General features: G+C 32.1%; 17 protein-coding genes. 4 read left to right on the forward strand and 13 right to left on the reverse strand.

The window, feature by feature from the left end; all coding sequences use genetic code 11:
* Positions 1–2 precede the first annotated feature (2 nt).
* Positions 3–470, reverse strand: coding sequence for an SRPBCC family protein (locus B2741_RS09440; protein ID WP_291138088.1), 468 nt, complete (start codon positions 468–470; stop codon positions 3–5).
* Between the two features lie 135 nt (positions 471–605).
* Between B2741_RS09440 and B2741_RS09445 the strand changes: the two genes are divergently transcribed.
* Entirely contained in the window at positions 606–1,457 is an 852-nt protein-coding gene (locus B2741_RS09445) for a DUF2911 domain-containing protein (RefSeq protein WP_290820210.1), read from the forward strand.
* 51 nt (positions 1,458–1,508) lie between these two features.
* Here the strand turns inward: B2741_RS09445 and B2741_RS09450 are convergent, their stop codons facing one another.
* The 7 genes from B2741_RS09450 to B2741_RS09480 form a co-directional block, all read right to left on the reverse strand.
* Positions 1,509–3,194 carry a sodium:solute symporter gene (locus tag B2741_RS09450; RefSeq protein ID WP_291138092.1) on the reverse strand — a complete coding sequence of 562 codons (1,686 nt, stop codon included), beginning with the start codon at positions 3,192–3,194 and terminating at the stop codon, positions 1,509–1,511.
* A gap of 113 nt (positions 3,195–3,307) precedes the next feature.
* The gene (locus B2741_RS09455) at positions 3,308–5,755 is read right to left on the reverse strand and encodes a PIG-L family deacetylase (RefSeq protein WP_291138095.1); all 2,448 of its coding nucleotides are present in this window, start codon (positions 5,753–5,755) and stop codon (positions 3,308–3,310) included.
* Positions 5,756–5,839: 84 nt separating this feature from the next.
* A complete protein-coding gene (locus tag B2741_RS09460; protein WP_291138098.1) occupies positions 5,840–6,376 on the reverse strand; it encodes a mechanosensitive ion channel domain-containing protein in 537 nt (178 codons plus the stop codon).
* Positions 6,369–6,953 (reverse strand): Maf-like protein, encoded by a 585-nt coding sequence (locus B2741_RS09465; protein WP_291138101.1) that lies wholly within the window; start codon positions 6,951–6,953, stop codon positions 6,369–6,371. Before B2741_RS09465 ends, B2741_RS09460 begins: the two co-directional genes overlap by 8 nt.
* A complete protein-coding gene (locus B2741_RS09470; RefSeq protein WP_291138104.1) occupies positions 6,946–7,869 on the reverse strand; it encodes a geranylgeranylglycerol-phosphate geranylgeranyltransferase in 924 nt (307 codons plus the stop codon). The genes B2741_RS09465 and B2741_RS09470 overlap by 8 nt, the downstream gene beginning before the upstream one ends.
* Before the next feature lie 243 nt (positions 7,870–8,112).
* Complete coding sequence (locus B2741_RS09475) at positions 8,113–8,640, reverse strand: KdsC family phosphatase (protein ID WP_291138107.1); 528 nt, start codon at positions 8,638–8,640, stop codon at positions 8,113–8,115.
* Complete coding sequence (locus B2741_RS09480; protein ID WP_291138110.1) at positions 8,624–9,382, reverse strand: Rossmann-like and DUF2520 domain-containing protein; 759 nt, start codon at positions 9,380–9,382, stop codon at positions 8,624–8,626. Before B2741_RS09480 ends, B2741_RS09475 begins: the two co-directional genes overlap by 17 nt.
* 198 nt (positions 9,383–9,580) lie before the next feature.
* Between B2741_RS09480 and B2741_RS09485 the strand changes: the two genes are divergently transcribed.
* On the forward strand, positions 9,581–11,827 hold the full coding sequence (locus tag B2741_RS09485; protein WP_291138113.1) for a DUF7619 domain-containing protein: 2,247 nt from the start codon (positions 9,581–9,583) through the stop codon (positions 11,825–11,827).
* Between the two features lie 152 nt (positions 11,828–11,979).
* Here the strand turns inward: B2741_RS09485 and pheT are convergent, their stop codons facing one another.
* Positions 11,980–14,409, reverse strand: coding sequence for a phenylalanine--tRNA ligase subunit beta (gene pheT / locus B2741_RS09490; protein ID WP_291138116.1), 2,430 nt, complete (start codon positions 14,407–14,409; stop codon positions 11,980–11,982).
* 269 nt (positions 14,410–14,678) lie between these two features.
* Here pheT and B2741_RS09495 point away from each other — a divergent pair, with 269 nt between their 5' ends.
* Positions 14,679–16,184 carry an aldehyde dehydrogenase family protein gene (locus tag B2741_RS09495; protein WP_291138119.1) on the forward strand — a complete coding sequence of 502 codons (1,506 nt, stop codon included), beginning with the start codon at positions 14,679–14,681 and terminating at the stop codon, positions 16,182–16,184.
* 75 nt (positions 16,185–16,259) lie between these two features.
* Positions 16,260–16,640, forward strand: a complete 381-nt coding sequence (locus tag B2741_RS09500) for a DUF779 domain-containing protein (RefSeq protein WP_291138122.1) — start codon at positions 16,260–16,262, stop codon at positions 16,638–16,640.
* Between the two features lie 21 nt (positions 16,641–16,661).
* Here B2741_RS09500 and B2741_RS09505 read toward each other — a convergent pair whose 3' ends face one another.
* The 4 genes from B2741_RS09505 to B2741_RS09520 all read right to left on the reverse strand — a co-directional run bounded on the left by B2741_RS09505 (position 16,662) and on the right by B2741_RS09520 (position 20,541).
* Positions 16,662–17,585, reverse strand: coding sequence for an AraC family transcriptional regulator (locus B2741_RS09505; RefSeq protein WP_291138125.1), 924 nt, complete (start codon positions 17,583–17,585; stop codon positions 16,662–16,664).
* A 61-nt stretch (positions 17,586–17,646) separates the two neighbouring features.
* Complete coding sequence (locus tag B2741_RS09510) at positions 17,647–18,660, reverse strand: proline iminopeptidase-family hydrolase (RefSeq protein WP_291138128.1); 1,014 nt, start codon at positions 18,658–18,660, stop codon at positions 17,647–17,649.
* 17 nt (positions 18,661–18,677) lie between these two features.
* Complete coding sequence (locus tag B2741_RS09515) at positions 18,678–19,577, reverse strand: DUF4238 domain-containing protein (protein ID WP_291138130.1); 900 nt, start codon at positions 19,575–19,577, stop codon at positions 18,678–18,680.
* A 100-nt stretch (positions 19,578–19,677) separates the two neighbouring features.
* Complete coding sequence (locus B2741_RS09520; RefSeq protein WP_291138133.1) at positions 19,678–20,541, reverse strand: bestrophin family protein; 864 nt, start codon at positions 20,539–20,541, stop codon at positions 19,678–19,680.
* Positions 20,542–20,607: the final 66 nt, after the last annotated feature.

A 20,607-nucleotide genomic window follows, 5' to 3' on the forward strand; every position in this document is an offset into this window, starting at 1 on the left:
TTTTATCCTTTAAATTCACCAAACATTTCAATTAATTTTTTTCTTCTGTATTCAAAAATTTCATTCAATTTAGGTTTTACTAGTATTGGATGAACTAATTGTCCTAAAATTCCCATCGGTACTTTGTAATCTACAATATCTTCCATTTCAACACCACCAGGAATCTCTTTAATGAAATGTTTGTGATGCCAAAGTGCGTATGGACCAAAGCGTTGCTCGTCCACAAAATACTGCTTATCTACCACATGAGTAATTTCTGTTACCCATTTGGCTGGAATTCCTAAAACTGGTGTAACTATATATTGAATAATTTGCCCTGGAAACATAGGTCTATCTGCTCCTGATAAAATTTTGAATCCCATATATTCAGGAGTGATTTTTTGAAGGTTCTTTGGATCCGAAAGTAAATCCCAAGCTTCATCAATTGTAATTGGTAAATTTTGTTTGGTATGTAATCGATATATTTTCATATTATTTTTTTTGTAAAGATATAAATTTGTTTAATCTTTTTAATTATAAATTAAACAAAAAATTATTCATTTAAGTTATTCTTAACATTTGAGTCAATAACAATTTGTAATTTTGGAAATCTAAAAACGAAACCTATGAGAAAAATTATTGTTATGTTGGCTGTAGTATTAGCCAATTTTGTTGTTGAAGCCCAAGTAAAAACGCCTCAATCTAGTCCTTTAGCTAAAATTGACCAAGTTGTAGGTTTGACTAATGTTCAAATTGAATATTCAAGACCAAGTGCAAAAGGAAGAACTGTTTATGGTGATTTAGTTCCTTTTGGAAAAAATTGGAGAACGGGTGCAAATGCAAATACAACAATTTCATTTAGTGAAAATGTAACTATTGCAGGAAAAGAATTGAAAAAAGGAAAATATGCCTTATTTACTACACCTAAAGCAGATAGTTGGGATGTGATTTTTTATACAGACACAAACAACTGGGGTTTACCAGAAACTTGGGATGAAAGTAAAGTTGCTTTAAAAACGTCTGTTAAACCAGAAACATTAAGTAAATCGGTTGAATCATTTACTATTTTCTTGAATAACTTATCAAATGATTCTGGAGTATTAGAATTATCTTGGGAAAGAACAATTGTTTCAATTCCATTTACAGTTCCTACACAAGAAGCTGCAATGAAGAGTATTGAGAAAACCTTAGCTGGTCCATCTGCTGGTGATTATTTTTCAGCGGCTCAATATTTTTACCAAACTAATGGTGATATGACCAAAGCATTGTCTTGGGTGAATAGCGCTATTTCAAATTCTCCAAAAGGGCAAGATGTTCCTTTCTGGTATTTGAGATTAAAATCGTTAATTCAAGCCAAATCTGGTGATAAAAAAGGTGCTATTGCTACAGCAAAAGAATCTTTAGCTTTATCAATTAAAGCAGGAAACGGCGATTACGAAAAAATGAACAAAGACAGCATTGCTGAATGGTCAAAATAATAGTTAAGTGTTAATTCAAAAAAAAGTTCCGAAATATTTCGGGACTTTTTTTCATATATCTGATTTATTAAATATTTTCTGAAGAACTAATGATAAACCAATTGTAAGTAAAGCTCCAATAAAATTCAACCACAAGTAACCAACAACATCTAAATAAAAAATATAGAAAATTGCTGACTGACTAATGCATGCTGCAATAAAAACAGCCTTACCTTTTACATAATTGATATAGAATCCAATTAAGAAAATCCCTAGAACGGTTCCGTAAAAAATAGAACCAATGATATTTACCAATTGAATTAAGTTTTCAAACAACGAACTAACACATGCAAATCCGATTGCGACGATTCCCCAAAATACGGTGAAATATTGTGTTGCATACACATAATGTTTGTCTGATTTGGCATTGACATTTCGTTTGTAAATATCAATAGCTGATGTAGCGCCTAATGAATTTAAACCCGAAGCACTCGAAGACATGGCTGCGCTAAAGATAACCGCTAAAAGCAATCCTAAAAGTCCTTTTGGAAGATAGTTTAAGATGAAATACAGAAAAACATAATCTTTATCGTTGGTTTCGGTTTTCTCATCTACTTTAGAAATTACCACTTTTGCTTTTTCTCTTAAATCTTTCTCTTTTAAAGAAAGCGCTACCATTTGTTTTTTTAGAATCGGATTGTCGTATTCGTTATGTTTTAATTGCTCAATGTAGATTTGATTGACAATCTTTTTGTCGGTGTTTAATTCCGTTAGTTTCTTTTCTAAATTTTCGTAGGCTTCTTTTTGTTCAGATGTTTTTACTTTTTCAACATTAGTTGGGTTAAAATGTAAAGGTGCATCATTAAATTGAAAGAAAACAAACACCAAAACTCCAGTTAGAAGAATAAAAAATTGCATTGGAACTTTTAATAAGCCATTCATAATTAATCCCATTTGGCTTTCTTTTACAGATTTTCCAGAAAGATAACGCCCCACTTGCGATTGATCGGTTCCAAAGTAGGAAAGCATTAGGAAAAATCCTCCTGTGATTCCGCTCCAAAAGGTGTAACGTGTTTCTGGATTGTAGGAGAAATCTAAAATATCCATTTTTCCATTGGCACCAGCAATGTGTAACACATTTGAAAGATCAACTTCTTGAGGTAAATTCGCCAAAATATAGAAGAAAATGATGAACATACCACTCATAATCACAAACATTTGTTGCTTTTGAGTCACATTCACTGCTTTTGTTCCACCTGTAACTGTGTATACAATTACCAAAATTCCAATGATGATATTCAGCATATTCAAATTCCAACCTAAAAGTGCCGACAGAATGATTGAAGGAGCATAAATCGTAATTCCGGTTCCTAAACCTCTTTGAATGAGGAATAAAATAGCAGCTAACGTTCGGGTTTGAATGTTAAAACGTTGTTCTAAATATTCGTAAGCAGTATATACTTTTAATCTGTGATAAATTGGAATAAAAGTGTAAGCAATTACAATCATCGCCAAAGGTAATCCAAAATAGAACTGCACAAACCCCATTCCGTCATGATAGGCTTGCCCTGGTGTTGATAAAAATGTAATCGCACTCGCTTGCGTAGCCATGACTGAAACCCCAACAGTAAACCAAGGTGTTTCGTTGTTATCTAGTAAATAATCTTTAACGTTGGCACTTCCTTTGGTTTTTAAAGCTCCATAAATTACGATAAAAAATAGGGTAGTGGATAATACAATCCAATCTAAAATTTCCATATTAGTTGTATATTTCCATTAGTAAATAGAAAATTAAAATGTATATAGCATTCAGTATCAACACGATGCTATAACTTTTTTTCCATTTGTGTTTTTGTTTATCCATCACTATTTTATTTATCTAAAGCGATCATGTTTGCTAATAATCGATAAGCGCCACTAACGCCTTCTGGTAATTCTCTAAAGAAACTCAAACCTGTGTAAATGTAATTTCCTTTACCAAATTTTGCAATTACTAAACCACCTGTTTTTGAAGATTCGCCTTCGTCATTAGAAGCTAAAATAGGAATAAATTCTGAACTCCATTTGTTTGGATAGTATAAACCTTGTTCTTGTACCCAACCTGTGAAATCTTTTTCAGTGATTTTGTTCGGTTGATTAAGTACCTTATGACTTGGTGCTAAGAAAGTAACTTTCGCATTTTCATCGGTGACACGGTCTCTCGATAATTCTAAGTTAAATGGTGCTATTTCTTTGGTAACCAAATTATTAGTAGTGTTGTATTGAATTATTAAATTACCACCTTTTTCTACATATTGAAATAAGATTTTATTCTTGTATTTTAATTCATCAACCACATTAAAAGCTCGAATTCCTAAGATTACAGCATCAAATTGTTGCAGTTTTTCTATTGAAATTTCGTTCGGATTAATCGTTGAAACTTTAAATCCAAGATTTTCTAAATTCTTGTTTACTTCATCGCCAGCGCCCATAATGTAACCAATATTTTTGCCTTTAGTTTCTATGTCTAATTTTACTAATTTAGATTCAGAAGGTACTAAAATGGTTTGTTTTGGAATGTGTGGATATTGAATCGTAATTAATTTATCATCAAATGTTTGATTACCAATTTGAGCTTTTGCACTCAACTTTGTAGCAATTTCTGGTTTGGTTGGATAAAGTGTAAACGTGAATTTTTTCTCTTCGTTTTTGGTAGTAATTTCAAATGGAATTTCTTTTGGATTTACTTTCCAATCACTCGGAATATTTAATGATAAAACGCCTTTTGCATTGGCTTTGTGTGCTTTTACTGAAACCGTAATTTCTTTAGATTGCGTTCCGTTGAAAATTATAACTTCAGGTTCAATTTTAGTCGTAACATCTGGTAAAACGGTAAAAGGAACATAAGTTTCTCCGTCATCGGGATTATTGAATTTGTAGCAAATGTTCTTTACGAATTCAATTGTTTTTCCTTCAATTTCAATGGTGAAAACGACTGGGAAATTAGATGAAACTTCAGGAAGAATACGAATTGATTTATCTGAAACACGATACATTCCTTCAGTTTGTTTTTCTTTTAACCAAAATAAATTGGAATAATCAACACTTTCACCAATAACCACATTTTTAAGTTGGAAACTTGTTTTCTCGTTATTTTTTAAAACAGCATTTTTTGTCCCTGTTGGAAGTTGTAACGCTTTCACGGAAATCAATTTTGCATTCGACTGACTTCTGTTAATGACTTCAATATTAATGTTGAAATTGCTATCTTTTGTTGTGGTTTCAGTGTCGGCAACGGCTTCCATGAATAAACCGCTACACGCTTCAATAATCTTAATAATTTGTTTCGATTTGATGTCTTTCCAATGTGAATCTTCTAACTTTTGAATTAAATCATACGCTTTTATCAAATTTGGAATATGAACTGACGGATTTCCAAAGTTAAAATTCTTTTCAATTTCGTATAGAATTTTTCCAATTTCATTACCGCCTTTTACTCGATTCCATGAGGTATCAATTCCTTCGAAAAGATTGGTATTACTTGGTAAATCACCTTTTAAAAGTTCTAAATATTCGGTTTCATCGCCACGACTTCCCAAAGTTCCAAAACCTTGACATTTGTGCTGACTTCTACTCAAAGCCGCAATTTCGTTGTTACTTTTTCCTTTTAACGGATAAAATACATTAGAATTAATGGCTAATAATTTTGATTTATCGGCAGCATCAAACGCTTCTTGACTTCCGTAAAACCACCAAGACGTGTTGAAAAAGATGCGTTTTGGTTTATATTTTACTAAATCATATGCTTCCAAACTCAACATTGCTGAAGCCGTGTGATGTCCGTGGGTTGTCCCTGGAGTGTTGTGGCTAAATCGGTTAATAATAATGTCTGGACGAAATGTTTCAATCACTTGAATAACATCTTCCATTACTTCGTCTTTGTTCCAAATAGCGAAAGTTTCGTTTGGTTCTTTTGAAAATCCGAAATCGTTGGCACGTGTAAAAAATTGCTCGCCACCGTCAATTCTTCTTGCTGCTAACAATTCTTGAGTTCTTATGGCTCCTAGTTTTTCTCTTAATTCTGTTCCAATTAAATTTTGCCCACCATCGCCACGCGTTAACGATAAATAGGCTGTTTGTGCGTGATAATGATTGGAAAAATAGGTAATCAATTTAGTATTTTCATCATCAGGATGTGCCGCAACATACAATACTTTTCCAAGGAAATTTAGTTTTTGAACTTGTTCGTAAATTTCTACAGAGTTCAATTTTTGAGGCGCTTGCGCAAATGATATTATTGAAATTAAAAATATAAATATTGAAGTAAAGCTTCTTTTCATTGCAATGGTTTTGTTTCAAAAATAAGGAAATAAAAAAAAGGAAGTTTTAATCGCTTCCTTTTTAACACTATTTTATAAGTTGATTTAATCAAAAAATTCTTTTTCTTCAGGAGTATCCTTTAATACAGAAACCCCTTTTTGCATGAGTAAATTATTTGGATAGGTAATCAATTCACCATCTGAAGACTTTAAAATCAAATAAAAAGCTTTAATGTCGTCAATTTCACCTTCAATTGGAAAATCTTTATCGTGAATTTTAATTCGGTCACCAATCTTAAATGGATAAGAAAAAAATAATATAATTCCAGCTGTAATATTACTCAGAATCGACCATTGCGCAAACGAAGCAACTCCAGCAACGGCAAAAACAGAGGAAATAAATAGAAATATTTGGTCTTTTTTAACTCCCCAAATAATTACAATAGAAATAAACGCTAAAATGCCTAATAATAAGTAAATATACTTGATAACAAGATTACTACGATGTTCTAAAACTTCGTTTAAAGTGGCGTATTTTCTAACTAGTTTTTTTGAGCTAACTCTTAATATAAAGTATAGAAATAACACTACAATAGTTGCTATTTCTTGGTCTAAATAAGGGTTATTTATTAATTCAAACATAATTCATTAATTTTTGAAATAACATTTCTGTTGGTAAACCTACAACATTTGTATAAGAACCTTCAATTTTTGAAATTCCGATTAAACCAATCCAATCTTGAATTCCGTAGCTTCCCGCCTTGTCAAAAGGTTTGTAATTGTCTAAATAATATCGAATAGCTTCATCAGATAAATCAGAAAAAGTAACTTTGGTAACACAATGAAAAACATCCTTTTTATCAATCGATTTTAAGCAAACCGAAGTAATTACTTCATGCGTTTGATTGGCCAATTGTTGCAACATTTTAAAAGCATCATCATAATCTTTTGGTTTACCCAAAGCTTTTCCGTTTAACCAAACGATTGTGTCGCTAGTTACTAATACATCGTTTTCTTCCAATTCATTTTCGAAAGCACTAGCTTTTAATACGGCTAAAAAATTAGTAATTTCTTCCGCTTGTAAATGTTCTGGATAGATTTCTTCAATTTCTTTTAAGCGAATAGTATAATGCAAATCCATTTCTTTAAAGAATTGTTGTCTCCTTGGCGAACTCGAAGCTAAAATGATGTTTATTCTATTTAGTTTTTCTTTAAGCATTGGCTAATTTTAAATTGAAAACAATTACCGCTACAGATAAAATTCCGAAAAATAATATGATTTTCAAAACTAAACTTAAATGATGAAATTCTTTTTTCGTTGTAGCATTAAGTAACTTTACTCCAAAATAAATCAGTGGACCAACGATTAAAAACATCGCGTAATACACTACATAGTCCAATTCAAATAAATTAGAGTTTACGTAATAAGCTAAAATCCCAATTGAAATTAAGGTTAAAACCTCAACAATTATCTTCGTTTTCTGAACTCCGATAGCAATAGGCAACGTATTAAGTCCTGATTGATAATCGCCATCCATGTCTTCCATATCCTTAACGATTTCTCGAATCAAATTGATGATAAATGCAAAAATGGCATAATGCATTAAAATATCGAAAGCTTCTTTCATTCTAAATCGGTTATCCGCATCAATCGCTGGAAGAATATCAAATAAGCCTATAATTATAATACTTATTGAAAGTAAAAGTGCTACTACAATGTTTCCAACCACAGGAATTTGTTTAAAACTTGTGGCATACACATAAAGTAGTGTAGCGACCAAAATAAACATAGAAGCAAATGTAGGTTTATAAATCACATTGGAAAGATAAAATCCAATTCCAACACCAACAATTGTCAAACCAATGTACCAATTATATGCCACTGTTTCCGTAACAGAAACACCAACAACGCGGTTTTGAGGTTTTGCAATTTCGTCAGTATCTTGATCCATAATATTGTTAATAACATAACCACCAGCTGCAATGCAAACGGTTGCAATCACTAATAATATGTAATTAAAATCCGTCAAGGCTAAATCAACATACGATTGTGCTAAAAATAAATAACGAAAAACCAATTGCATAAAAGCAAGCATTAGTAAATTTTGGTATCGAATTAGTTTTAAGTATTTCATGTTGTTTTTTGTTTCGAGTTTCAAGTTTCAGGTTTTTCGGAACGCTGATTGAAAAAATTTTTAAAATCTTTTATGAACTTTAAATTGAAGTAAAATATAACTTAAATTTTACTTATATGACTTATATGTTTTAATTTTTGTTTCAGGTTTCAAGTTTTTTACACAGAGCTTCACCGAGTTTTTGCGTCCTTTGCAAGAGACTTTGCGTCCCTAAGCTTCTGTATTTGCGTTAAAAACCAACTTTTAATCAACTTTTGCATCAAAATGTTCCATCCATTTGCTTTGTACTTTCATAACTTGCTCGATTACATCACGAACGGCTCCTTTTCCTCCTTCAACATGCGAAATATATTTGGAAATTCCTTTGATTTCTGGAACTGCGTTTTGTGGACACGTTGGTAATCCTACTAATTTCATTACGTGATAATCCGGAATATCGTCACCCATATATAACACGTTTTCTGGTTTGATATTGTAAATATCTGTAAATTCTTTGAAGGTTTCTACTTTATCAGAAACACCTAAATGAATATCTGTTATTCCCAAATTTCTCAAACGCACTCGAACACCTTCGTTGCTTCCACCTGAAATAATACAAACGGTGTAACCATTTTCAACTGCGGCTTTCATGGCATAACCATCTCTGATGTTCATATTACGAAGCATTTCGCCTGTTGGCGTTACATGAATAGTTCCATCGGTTAACACTCCATCTACGTCGAAGATGAAAGTGGTAATTTGATTCATGAGTTCTTTATAACTTTTTGACATGTTGTATCGATTGTGTAAGTAATTGATATAGGTTTTTATATTCGGGATTTTCTAAGAAATCTAAATGTTTTTCAATGGTTTTGGTGTCGTTTCGTAAAGCCGGACCTGTTTGTGCTTCTTTTGGAGAAAGTTCCGTGATTTTATGAGCCGTTTCCTGAATTAAAGGGTGTAATACTTCAAATGGCACGTTATTTTCCTCGCAAATTTCATTACCAATTTGGTACAAATGATTCACAAAATTACAAACAAAAACAGCCGCTACGTGTAAGCTTTTTCGTTGTTCTGAAGTAATTCGAACTACTTTTTGTGAAATGCAATTGCCTAGTTTTTCTAAAAGTTGATAATCTGATTCCTTTTCAGCTTCCAAGCAAATAGGAATAGGAGCGAAGTCGATTTCCTTACCTTTGGTAAATGTTTGTAAAGGATAAAAAACGCCTTTTCGATTCTTATCATTCAAAACAGAAATATCAGACGAACCCGAAGTATGCACCACCAAACGATTTTCAAATGGTAATTGTGCTGAAACTTCCGCAATAGCGTTATCTGAAACCGAAATAATGTACAAATCAGCTTCGGTAATTTTTTGATAATCAGAAGTAATTTTGGTTGCTGGTAATAAATGCGATAAATGATTTGGATTACGAGCAAACGCTTGTACCAAATCCACATTTTTAGCTTGCAACAATACTTGTATTAAGTGTTGCGCCACATTTCCTGAACCGATTAAAACTACTTTTATCATGGGGCTAAAATAGTGAATTTTAATTTTATTTTAATGAAAAATAGGATAGGTTTACGAAATGTTATAACTCTAAGTTTATGCAGTTATACAATCCTGACAGGTTTCGGAAACCTGTCAGGATTTAAATGAAGATTTTAGTTAAATTATACTTTGATGTTTAAGTATTTATCATACTTTTACTTCTTTAATTTCCTACAAATGAAAAAACTGTACTTTTTATTCTTTTTGACGATTGGTTTTTTAAGTAATGCACAGATTATTAATTTTCCTGATGCGAAATTTAAAGCTAAGTTGCTTAGTGCAAGTTCTAGTAACACCATTGCTTCAACAAACTCGCCAATCTATAATTCTGTTTCAAATTCATGGTCAGCTCCTAATTATCAAAAAATAGATATAAATAATGATGGAGAAATTGAAGTTAGCGAGGCTTTGCAAGTGAAATATTTAGATATAAGTAACACAACCTCACTTCCTGCAAGTTTTCAAATTAGTTCGGTTTCGGGTATTGAAGAATTTACAAACCTTGAAGCTTTAAAATGTGTTTCTAATCAAGTTTCTTCAATAAATGTACTAGGGTTAACTAATTTGAAACTTTTGGATTTTTATTATAATAGGCTTACAGAATTTAACATTCAAGGATTAACTAACCTTAGACAAATTCATTGTGGAAGAAATCAAATAACTTCATTAAATGTTCAAGGGTTAATTAATCTAACACAGATTAGATGTTTTCAAAATCAAATTACTTCTTTAAATGTTGAAGGATTAATTAATTTGAAAGAGTTAAGTTGTGCTTCAAATCAAATTACTTCAATAAATTTACAAAATTTAAATAGTTTAAATAGTCTTTATTGTGAAAGTAATCTGTTAAGTACTTTAGATCTAAGTAATGCTCCAAATTTATTGATTTTAAATTGTCAAAATAATTTACTAACATCTTTGTTTATTAAAAATGGAAAAACTGAAGTTCTAAATTTTTCAAACAATATAAGTTTACAATATATTTGTTGCGATGAAATTCAGGATCAAGATATAGAAAACGCAGTGATTACTAATGGCCAAAACTGTAATGTAAATTCTTATTGTTCGTTTGTACCAGGTGGAGTTTATTATGAAATTGTTGGTAGTACAAAATTTGATTTTAATAATAATGGTTGTGACATTTCTGATATTGATTATTCTAATTTAAATTTGATAATTTCAAATGGAACTAATTCTGGAGGATTTATAGCAAGTACTTTTGGCAGTTATTTAATCCCGGTTCAAGCAGGAATCCACACCATAACACCAAATCTCGAAAACCCAACCTATTTTAATATTTCACCGACAAGTTTCACAGCAAATTTTCCAACACAAACAAGCCCGTTTACGCAAGATTTTTGTGTAACAGCTAATGGAGTTAAACATGATGTTGAAGTAGTATTGATTCCTACTGTACCAGCTCGTCCAGGTTTTGACGCTAATTATAAACTAGTTTATCGCAACAAAGGAAATCAAATAGAAAGTGGTAGTATATCTTTAACATTTGATGATGCTAAATTAGATTACGTTTCTTCTAATCCGGTTTTTAATAGTACAGCGGTAAATAATTTAACATGGAATTATACTAATTTACAACCTTTTGAAACCAGAGAAATTACATTAGTATTAAACGTAAATTCACAAATGGAAATACCAGCTGTTAATATTGGTGACCAAATAAATTTTCTAGCCGAAATCACTCCTTTTACCAATGATGAAATACAATACGATAATATTTCAGCATTAAAACAAATTGTAGTTGGTTCTTATGATCCAAACGATAAAACGTGTTTACAAGGAACAACGATTACACCAACTGAAGTGGGGAATTATGTACATTATGTCATTCGTTTTGAAAATACCGGAACATATCCTGCAGAAAATATTGTGGTGAAAGACATGATTGATTTGGTTAAGTTCGATATTGCAACTTTAGTTCCTTTAAAAAGCAGTCATGAATTTTACACAAGAATTAACGAAAACAAAGTAGAATTCATTTTTGAAAACATTAACTTAGATTTCAATGACGCTACTAATGATGGTTATGTGGTATTTAAAATTAAAACTAAGCCTACGTTAGTTGTTGGAAATACTTTCACTAATAATGCTAACATTTACTTTGATTACAATTTCCCGATAACAACGAATACTTATACCACAACTGTTGCTGCTTTAAATAATCAAGATTTTGATTTTGGAACTTATTTTACGTTATATCCAAATCCGGCAAAAGATGTTTTGAATATTCAAGCGAAACAAGGTTTAGCAATCAATTCGATTGAAATTTATAATCAATTAGGACAAATCGTAATGGCTACAAATGCTGTAAATACAGTTGATGTTGCTAACTTAGCTTCAGGAACGTATTTCGTAAAAATAAATACAGAAAAGGGTAGTGCTAATGTGAAGTTTGTGAAAGAGTAAATTTGTGTCATTTCGACGTAAGGAGAAATCGCATAAAGTATTAAGATAATGTGATTTCTCCTTACGTCGAAATAACAATTCAAAACAAAAACTCCCGATTCATTTGAATCGGGAGTTTTTTTATACTGTAAACTGCGACTATAAACTGAACACTAGCGTAAGCTCGCGCCTAACTGACTTTCAAAATTACCTTGTAACTTACTCATAATTTTATCAATTTGAGTATCGGTTAGTGTTTTAGAATCGTCTTGTAGAATGAAACTTACGGCGTATGATTTTTTACCTTCTGGTAAGTTGTTTCCTGTGTAAACATCAAATAAATTCACGTCTTTTAACAAGCCTTTTTCTGTTTGTTTGGCAATTTTATAGATTTGTTCGAATGGTACATTTTCATCTAACAACAAAGCTAAATCTCTACGAACTTCAGGATATTTTGGAATATCAGTGAATTTAATTTTTGTAGAAACGTATTTCTGAATTTTATCCCAAGCAAAATCAGCGTACAATACTTCTTGTTTTATATCGAAATGTTTTAAAACAGATTTCTTAACCGTTCCAAATTCTACAATTACTTCTTTTCCGACTGCTAATGCTAATCCTTCTGAGAAAACATCATTTTCAAATGGTAATGAAGTCACTTTCTTGTCTAATCCTAAACGACTTAAAATCGTGTTGATATAACCTTTGAACAAGAAGAAATCAGATTTTGATTGTGGGTTAGTCCAACTTTCGTTTTGTCTGTTTCCAGTTACTAATAACGTTAAGTGTTTGTTTTCTTCGTGACCGCTTGGAATTTTGTGGTAACTTTTTCCAAACTCGAAGAATTTTAAATCACTTCTTCTTCTATTGATATTGAAAGAAATCGCTTCTAATCCAGAAAACAATAACGATTGACGCATTGCTGATAAATCGCTACTCAATGGATTTAACATCATCACGTTGAATTCTTCTTTCAAGTTTTCAGAAAGTTTTACGTAATCTGGCGTTGTTAGTGAATTCGCCATCATTTCGTTAAAACCTAATGAACACAACTGGTTCGCAATGATATTTTGTACTTTATATTCTTCCGTTCTTGATGAATTTGCTGTAGTAGCATTTACTTTAGAAGGAATTTTGATGTTGTTATATCCGTAAACACGTAATATTTCTTCGATAACATCAATTTCTCTAGTAACATCTACTCGGTAAGAAGGAATTGTTAATCCCAAACCTGCTTCTGTAATACTACTAACTTTGATGTCTAATGAAGCTAAAATCTTCTTAATTGTTTCAGGTTTGATTTCTTCACCAATGATTTTATTCACTTTATTGAAATGAATAAACACACTGAAATCTTCAATCTTTTTAGGATAAATGTCAATAATATCAGAAGTAATTTCACCACCTGCTACTTCTTGAATCAACAAAGCCGCACGTTTTAATGCGTATTCAGTAATATTTGGGTCAATTCCTCTTTCAAAGCGGAAAGAAGCATCAGTACTTAACGTATGTCTTTTAGCTGTTTTTCTAACCGAAACCGGATTGAAATAAGCACTTTCTAAGAAAATAGCCTGCGTTTTTTCACTAACTCCCGAAGTTTTTCCTCCGAAAACCCCTGCAATACACATTGGACCACTTTCATCACAAATCATTAAATCTTCTTCGTGTAAGGTGCGTTCGATATCATCTAAAGTAATAAATTTAGTACCTGCAGGAACTGTTTTTACTACAACTTTATTTCCTTTAATTTGAGCCGCATCAAAAGCATGCAAAGGTTGCCCTAATTCGTGTAAAACGTAATTCGTAACGTCAACAATATTATTTTTTGGAGTTAATCCAATTGCTTTCAAACGGTTTTGTAGCCAAGTTGGCGAAGGTTTAACGGTAATTCCCGAGATCGTAACCCCACAATATCTTGGAGCTAATTTTTCGTTTTCAACTTTTACATCGATTTTTAAAGTACGTTTTTCAACTTTAAATTTACTCACTGATGGCGTAATTAATTCCGAAGTTGTTCCTTTTTGTAACAATCCCGCACGTAAATCACGAGCAACTCCCATGTGCGACATAGCATCGGCACGGTTAGGCGTTAATCCAATTTCGAATACTTCATCGGTTTCTATTTCGAATACTTTTGAAGCTGGAGTTCCAGGTTTTAAATCTTCGTTCAAAATCATAATTCCGTCATGACTTTCACCTAAGCCTAATTCGTCTTCAGCGCAAATCATTCCGTGACTTTCTTGTCCGCGGATTTTCCCTTTTTTAATTTCGAATCCGTTACCTTCTTTGTCAAATAATTTCGTTCCAATAGTCGCCACAGGAACTTTTTGTCCTGCCGCCACGTTTGGAGCACCACACACAATTTGAACAGGCGCGTTTCCATCACCTAAATCAACCGTTGTGATTTTTAGTTTATCAGCATCAGGATGTTTTTCGCATGTAAGTACATGACCAATCACAACGCCTTGTAAACCTCCTTTTAAACTTTCGTATTTGTCAACGCCTTCTACTTCTAAACCTAAGTCGGTAAGAATGTCGGCAATTTCTTCAGATTTTAAATCGGTTTTAATGAATTGTTTTAACCAATTGTAAGATATACGCATTTTGTATCGAATTTTAAACGGCAAAGATACTTTATAAAATTAGAATTTAGAAATTAGAATTTAGAAATTTTGAACAGTAGTTTGGTGATAAGTATAATTGGGTTTAGATTATTAATTTGATAAATAATTGCCGAAAAATTTAGTAGAAATGGAATTTTTAGAAGTTAAAATTAAGCTAATATCAGTTTTGTGCTATTAAATGAAATAATTGTGCTATTCTAAGATAAGAATTGAATCTAAATTTGATAAACAAACCAAAAATCAAAATTATGAGTAATTTAATTCAAAGACCACAACTAAAAGAAAAGTACGATAATTATATTAATGGAAAATGGACAGCGCCTTCAACAGGGCAATATTTCGAAGTACTTTCTCCAGTAGATGGAAAATTAATGGCAAAAGCAGCACATTCGGCTAAAATGGATGTTGAAATGGCTGTAAATGCAGCTGATGAAGCCTTCAAAACATTCAGTCAAACTTCGGCTACAGAAAGAAGTATCATGTTGAATAAAATTGCAGATCGAATTGAAGCTAATTTAGAATACATCGCTGCGGTTGAAACGTTAGATAACGGTAAAGCCATTCGTGAAACTATGGCTGCCGATATTCCATTAGCAATTGACCATTTTAGATATTTTGCCAGTGTAATTCGTGCTGAAGAAGGTTCAATTACCGAATTAGATAAAGATACGGTTTCCATTATCGTACATGAGCCAATTGGAGTTGTAGCACAAATTATTCCTTGGAACTTTCCTGTTTTAATGGCAGTTTGGAAGCTTGCACCAGCATTAGCGGCTGGAAACTGTGTGGTGTTGAAACCAGCAGAAAGCACTCCAATTTCAATTATGGTATTAATGGAAATTATCGGCGATTTAGTTCCAGCGGGTGTAATCAATATAATTAATGGTTTTGGAGCGGAGTTAGGAAGAACTTTAGTAACCAATCCAAAAGTGTGTAAAGCAGCATTTACAGGTTCAACAGCTACTGGTAGAATGGTAATGCAATATGCTACTGAAAATATTATTCCAGTTACTTTAGAATTGGGTGGAAAATCACCTAATATTTTCTTCCCATCCGTTATGGATGCTGATGATGAGTTTTTAGACAAAGCTCTAGAAGGTGTTGCTCTTTTTGCCCTAAATCAAGGAGAAGTTTGTACGTGTCCATCAAGATTGTTAATTCATGAATCGATTTATGATAAATTTATCGAAAGAGTATTGGAACGAGTAAAAGCTATCAAAATGGGGAATCCATTAGATCCAACGGTGATGATGGGCGCTCAAGCGTCTCAAATTCAAAAAGACAAAATTCTTTCCTACATTAATTTAGGTAAAGAAGAAGGTGCTGAATTATTATGCGGTGGTGATGTGAATCATTTAGGTGGTGATTTAGAAGGCGGATATTACATCCAACCAACCTTATTTAAAGGGCACAACAAAATGCGTATTTTCCAAGAAGAAATTTTCGGACCTGTATTAGCAGTAACAACTTTTAAAACTACAGAAGAAGCATTAGAAATTGCTAACGACACTATGTACGGATTAGGAGCAGGCGTTTGGACACGTGATGCACATGAATTATACCAAGTTCCAAGAGCTATTCAAGCAGGACGTGTTTGGGTAAACCAATATCATGCTTATCCAGCAGGAGCACCATTTGGAGGTTATAAACAATCGGGAATTGGTAGAGAAAATCACAAAATGATGTTAGACCATTACCGTCAAACTAAAAACATGTTGATTTCTTATAACAAGAACAAATTAGGTTTCTTTTAATGAATAATTTTTAATTTAAAGTCGCGATTCATGATTAATTTTATTTTGAACTTGCGGCTTTTTTTTTTGTAAACAATGGAAAAAATAAAACGATTAGAAGCTACCGAAAAAGCTATAGAATTAATCAAAATGCTATCTGAAAAATTTGGTGATTTGATGTTCTATCAAGCGGGTGGATGTTGCGAAGGAACGCAACCGCAATGTTTTGAAAAGGGCGGATTCTATTTGCGCTTTGGAGATGTTTGCATTGGAACCCTTCAAGGCTTTGAATTTTGGGTGGACAAAGATTTGTTCGAATATTGGAAACACGCTCATTTTACGCTAGATGTAACTGATGGAATAGGAGCAGGCGGTTTTTCATTAGAAACACCCTACGGAAAAACATTCAAAGTAAATTATAGATTATTTACCGAAGAAGAAGTTCAGAATTTGGAAGAAATCAGATTAAATGAGTAATGCTATTTACTAATCACTCTTTTACCCATTATAATTCATCAACTGATATTGCTTTGGAGTCACACCTTCGTATTTCTTGAATAATCGAATAAAGTAATTGCAATCTTCAAAACCTGTCGCATACGAAACTTCATTGATTTGAATGTTGGGATTGCTCAATAGTTTTTTGGCGTATTTTATCTTTTCATTTAAGATGTATTCAATAGGGCTCATGCCTAATTCTCTTTTGAAATAACGATAAAATGAAGTGGTGCTCATACAAGCTTTATCGCTTAAATCTTTCAAATTGATGGTTTCTCTGATGTTGTTTTTGATGTATTCAATCGATGGTGTAATTGGGCTGTTGCTATCGATGAATTTTTCGTTTTCAAAACGTTTAGTGGTTTGAGTTTGAATGATTCGGATAATCAATTCTTGAAGGGTTAAATCGGCAAGTGCGTCTTTGGTTAATGAATTGCCCATGCATTCTTTAATCAGCTTGTTGATGGTTCCTGCTAATTCTACATTGTTATAAAAGAAATAGTTTTCGTGGTCTAATTTCCACAAATTACTTTTTCCTTCTTTCGGATATTTCTCGTTTAAAAAATCCAACGTATTCGTAATAATCTGATTATCGATTGCCAAAGCAATACATTGTGTAGGATTCTCTTTTGAAGCTTCGGGAAAATCAATTTTCATTTCTGCATTGGAAGGCACGATTACGGTTTCGCCTGGTAAATATTCAAAACTTGGGTCTTCAAATAAGTGCATTACTTTTTTACCTCGCAACATACTCGTAACCACCAAATCATTAAACTTCAAAGGAACCAAATCCGATTTTTGGTAGGTTTCAAAAATATTTAATTCACAATGATCTAAGGAGAAAATAGTACGGTTTTCCACCAAAGTTTTTAACGACTTTTCGTGGGTTAAAGCAGGAGTAAAAAGTAACGCTTTGTTGGCCATTTTAAATTTTGAAATAGAAAAGCAAGATACAAAAAAAGCAACTACTAAGAGTTGCTTTTTGTTATTTTTTCAAGAACGAAATCAATCCGCTAAAATATGTTTTTTGGTCATCGTAAAACGCCATGTGACTTCCATTTGGACAGAATAAATATGAACCGTTCGGTAAGATTTTATAAATTTCTTCCATGTGTTTTGGATCCATGGTATCGTGTTTCGCTCCGATAACTAGTGTTGGGATTTTTACGTTTTTTAAATCGGCTTTTCTATCCCATTTTTCTAATTTTCCTGAAATCCCAAATTCACTCGGACCTTGCATGGTTACATAAAGCGATTGATTCATTTTTCCTAATGAACGATTTACAGGCTCTGGCCAATCTTTTGAAGGGAAACGAAGAATGTGTTTTTCATAGAAATTAGGAAGTAATAATTCCATATATCTTGGATTGGAAAAGTCGTTATTAGCTTCTATTTTCATGAGTTCTGCCAATACTTTTGGATTCATTTGTTTAGCTAACACTTCATTAGCATATTTGTCGTATTCTGGGCAACTTGCCATCATATTAGAAATGATTAAGCCTTTCATGTTGTTTTGATATTTTGTAGCGTATTCCATAGCTAAAATACCGCCCCACGAATGTCCTAACAAGTAGAAATTGGTGTTGTCTAATTTTAAAGATTTACGAACTTGTTCAACTTCTTCCACATATCTCTGTAAATCCCACATCGAAGTATCGTTTGGATTATCGGCATTTCCGCAACCTAATTGATCGTAATAGATGAACTCGATTCCTTCTGCTGGTAAGAAGTTTTCAAAACATTCAAAATATTCGTGTGTAGCGCCTGGACCACCATTTAAAAGCAATACTTTAATCTTTGGATTGTTCCCAACTCGCTTCGTCCAAACATTAAAAGTGCCTTTTGGAGTTGTAATCGGAATGACTTTCACCCCACCATTTTGAATACTATCAGCTGATTGTGCGAAATACTCGTTTTGAGTGGAAACTGTTTCTTGTTTACAGCTTGTGAATAATGTGATTGAGAAAAGTAGGAGTGTTGTGTGGAATAGGTTTTTCATGGTTGGATTTTATAAAATTAACTTTTGATAAAAATTGTTCTATTAATGTTTTCAAGTTGAGCTTGGCTTCTTGAAAATATAAATTCATTTGAATTCTCTATTACAAAAGCATTGTATTTGTTAACTTCATCATTATTGACTTTGGAATATTTAATTTTATCTTTTTGATCTTGATAGTGAATTAATATTGCTAAATTAGGATTTAAAGGATAATACAAATCAAGTTGTTGAACAACATTAAAATCATTCAGCGCGCTTGCTTTAATATTTATCAAAGGTTGATCACATGTTAAAAAATCAATTTCTGTTTGATTATCTAGAAATTCAAATTTTGTATTCTTGTCATAGGTTAGAGAGTCAGCAATTGCGGTTGAGTATATGAAAGGCAGAATATTTAAAAACTTTGGAGATAAATAATTTAATTTTGGAATTACTGTCTCGATTTTTGAACGCATTTTCTTAGTTCTCAAATATTGAAATGCAACATAAATCATTGTCATTAATAAATCATCTTCTTTATCTAAAAAATTTAAATCTTCAATTTTTTTGACACTTATTAATTTTTCACCAAATTTTTCTAAAACTGAATGAACATCTTCCATTCCATTTGTTCTCAGAATATTTAATCTTCTCTCAAATTCTTCTCTTTTCTCAAGGTCAATTAGTTCAATTGGTATGTCTCTTTTTAATTTTGAATATGATGTGAATGCAAAATAAAATTTTAAGTTTACTTCTTTAACAGAATCTTTACTCCATAAATCGATTAACTTTTTAAGAATTGCCTCTTCTTCTAATGTGAATTCTTCAAGTGCATAAAAAAATCTCTCTTGTGCAACACCTTCAATATTTGTTTTAATGATTTTATTTGTATTCTTTATTAGTGCATAAATTTGATTTTTAGTAGTCCATGACTCCAAATATTTTTTTCAAACATAATGTTGTTTCTTTTTTATTTGCGTCATCTTTAAATTCTAAAAAATTAAATATTATCAAATATACCAATTTTCCTCCAAACCCTTACAAAATCTCTTCCACGTGTTTTTTAATATTTGAAGCAATTTTTGTCATGGGTAAATCATTGGCATCGTTGCCAAATGGGTCTTCAATTTCTTCGGCGATTAATTCTAAACTCGCTAAAACATAAAAGATAAAAATCACTACTGGAATTACGTAGTAACCCAAACTAAATACAAATCCGAAAGGTAATGTCATCACAAAAAAGAAGATAAATTTTTTGATAAACGAACTGTACGAGTAGGGAATAGGCGTGTTTTTAATACGTTCGCAAGCGCCACAAATATCCGTAAATGATTGCAATTCAGAATTAATGATGTAAAATTGGTCACCCGTAATTTTCCCAGATTTGTACAAATCATTCGCTTTTTGAAACAGCATTTTTGCTACTTGATTTGGGCGATGTTTGTGATGATCCATTTCTAAATCCAAACCTTCAAACAACATTTTGCTCACATCTTCATTCAATAAATGTTTCGAAAGCACCGAAGCATAAGCTGGAATCACTTTTCTGTAGAAATTTCTATCATTTTCATCAGACAAATAGGCAGAAAGTTTCAATGCTAAATTTCGACTATTATTGACCAAAGCACCCCATTGTTTTCGACCTTCCCACCAACGGTCGTAAGCCGTATTAGTTCGGTAAGCCAATAATAACGACAACACAAAACCTACGGTAGTGTGCATTAGGTTTAGGTTTTTTACATGACTGGTTTCGGAAAGATTCCAATATTCTAATTCCAAATATGCGATTCCGTAGGCATAAAATCCAATGAAAATCATCATCGGAATTAATTGACGAAACGTATCCGATTCGTGAAAACGAAAGATAAAAGTAATCCAGTCTTTTGGGTTGTATTGAACCATTTTTTAGTGATTAGTGAAAAGTGATTAGTGAAAAGCGGTTTCTCAATTTCACAGTTTCACAATTAA

The sequence above is a fragment of the Flavobacterium sp. UBA7663 genome, from assembly GCF_002483315.1.
GTDB lineage: Bacteria > Bacteroidota > Bacteroidia > Flavobacteriales > Flavobacteriaceae > Flavobacterium.

Bases quoted from the DNA above. Each gene is read 5' to 3' on its own strand.
- B2741_RS09440 (WP_291138088.1), bottom strand. From the start codon at position 470: ATGAAAATATATCGATTACATACCAAACAAAATTTACCAATTACAATT.
- B2741_RS09445 (WP_290820210.1), top strand. From the start codon at position 606: ATGAGAAAAATTATTGTTATGTTGGCTGTAGTATTAGCCAATTTTGTT.
- B2741_RS09450 (WP_291138092.1), bottom strand. From the start codon at position 3,194: ATGGAAATTTTAGATTGGATTGTATTATCCACTACCCTATTTTTTATC.
- B2741_RS09455 (WP_291138095.1), bottom strand. From the start codon at position 5,755: ATGAAAAGAAGCTTTACTTCAATATTTATATTTTTAATTTCAATAATA.
- B2741_RS09460 (WP_291138098.1), bottom strand. From the start codon at position 6,376: ATGTTTGAATTAATAAATAACCCTTATTTAGACCAAGAAATAGCAACT.
- B2741_RS09465 (WP_291138101.1), bottom strand. From the start codon at position 6,953: ATGCTTAAAGAAAAACTAAATAGAATAAACATCATTTTAGCTTCGAGT.
- B2741_RS09470 (WP_291138104.1), bottom strand. From the start codon at position 7,869: ATGAAATACTTAAAACTAATTCGATACCAAAATTTACTAATGCTTGCT.
- B2741_RS09475 (WP_291138107.1), bottom strand. From the start codon at position 8,640: ATGTCAAAAAGTTATAAAGAACTCATGAATCAAATTACCACTTTCATC.
- B2741_RS09480 (WP_291138110.1), bottom strand. From the start codon at position 9,382: ATGATAAAAGTAGTTTTAATCGGTTCAGGAAATGTGGCGCAACACTTA.
- B2741_RS09485 (WP_291138113.1), top strand. From the start codon at position 9,581: ATGAAAAAACTGTACTTTTTATTCTTTTTGACGATTGGTTTTTTAAGT.
- pheT (WP_291138116.1), bottom strand. From the start codon at position 14,409: ATGCGTATATCTTACAATTGGTTAAAACAATTCATTAAAACCGATTTA.
- B2741_RS09495 (WP_291138119.1), top strand. From the start codon at position 14,679: ATGAGTAATTTAATTCAAAGACCACAACTAAAAGAAAAGTACGATAAT.
- B2741_RS09500 (WP_291138122.1), top strand. From the start codon at position 16,260: ATGGAAAAAATAAAACGATTAGAAGCTACCGAAAAAGCTATAGAATTA.
- B2741_RS09505 (WP_291138125.1), bottom strand. From the start codon at position 17,585: ATGGCCAACAAAGCGTTACTTTTTACTCCTGCTTTAACCCACGAAAAG.
- B2741_RS09510 (WP_291138128.1), bottom strand. From the start codon at position 18,660: ATGAAAAACCTATTCCACACAACACTCCTACTTTTCTCAATCACATTA.
- B2741_RS09520 (WP_291138133.1), bottom strand. From the start codon at position 20,541: ATGGTTCAATACAACCCAAAAGACTGGATTACTTTTATCTTTCGTTTT.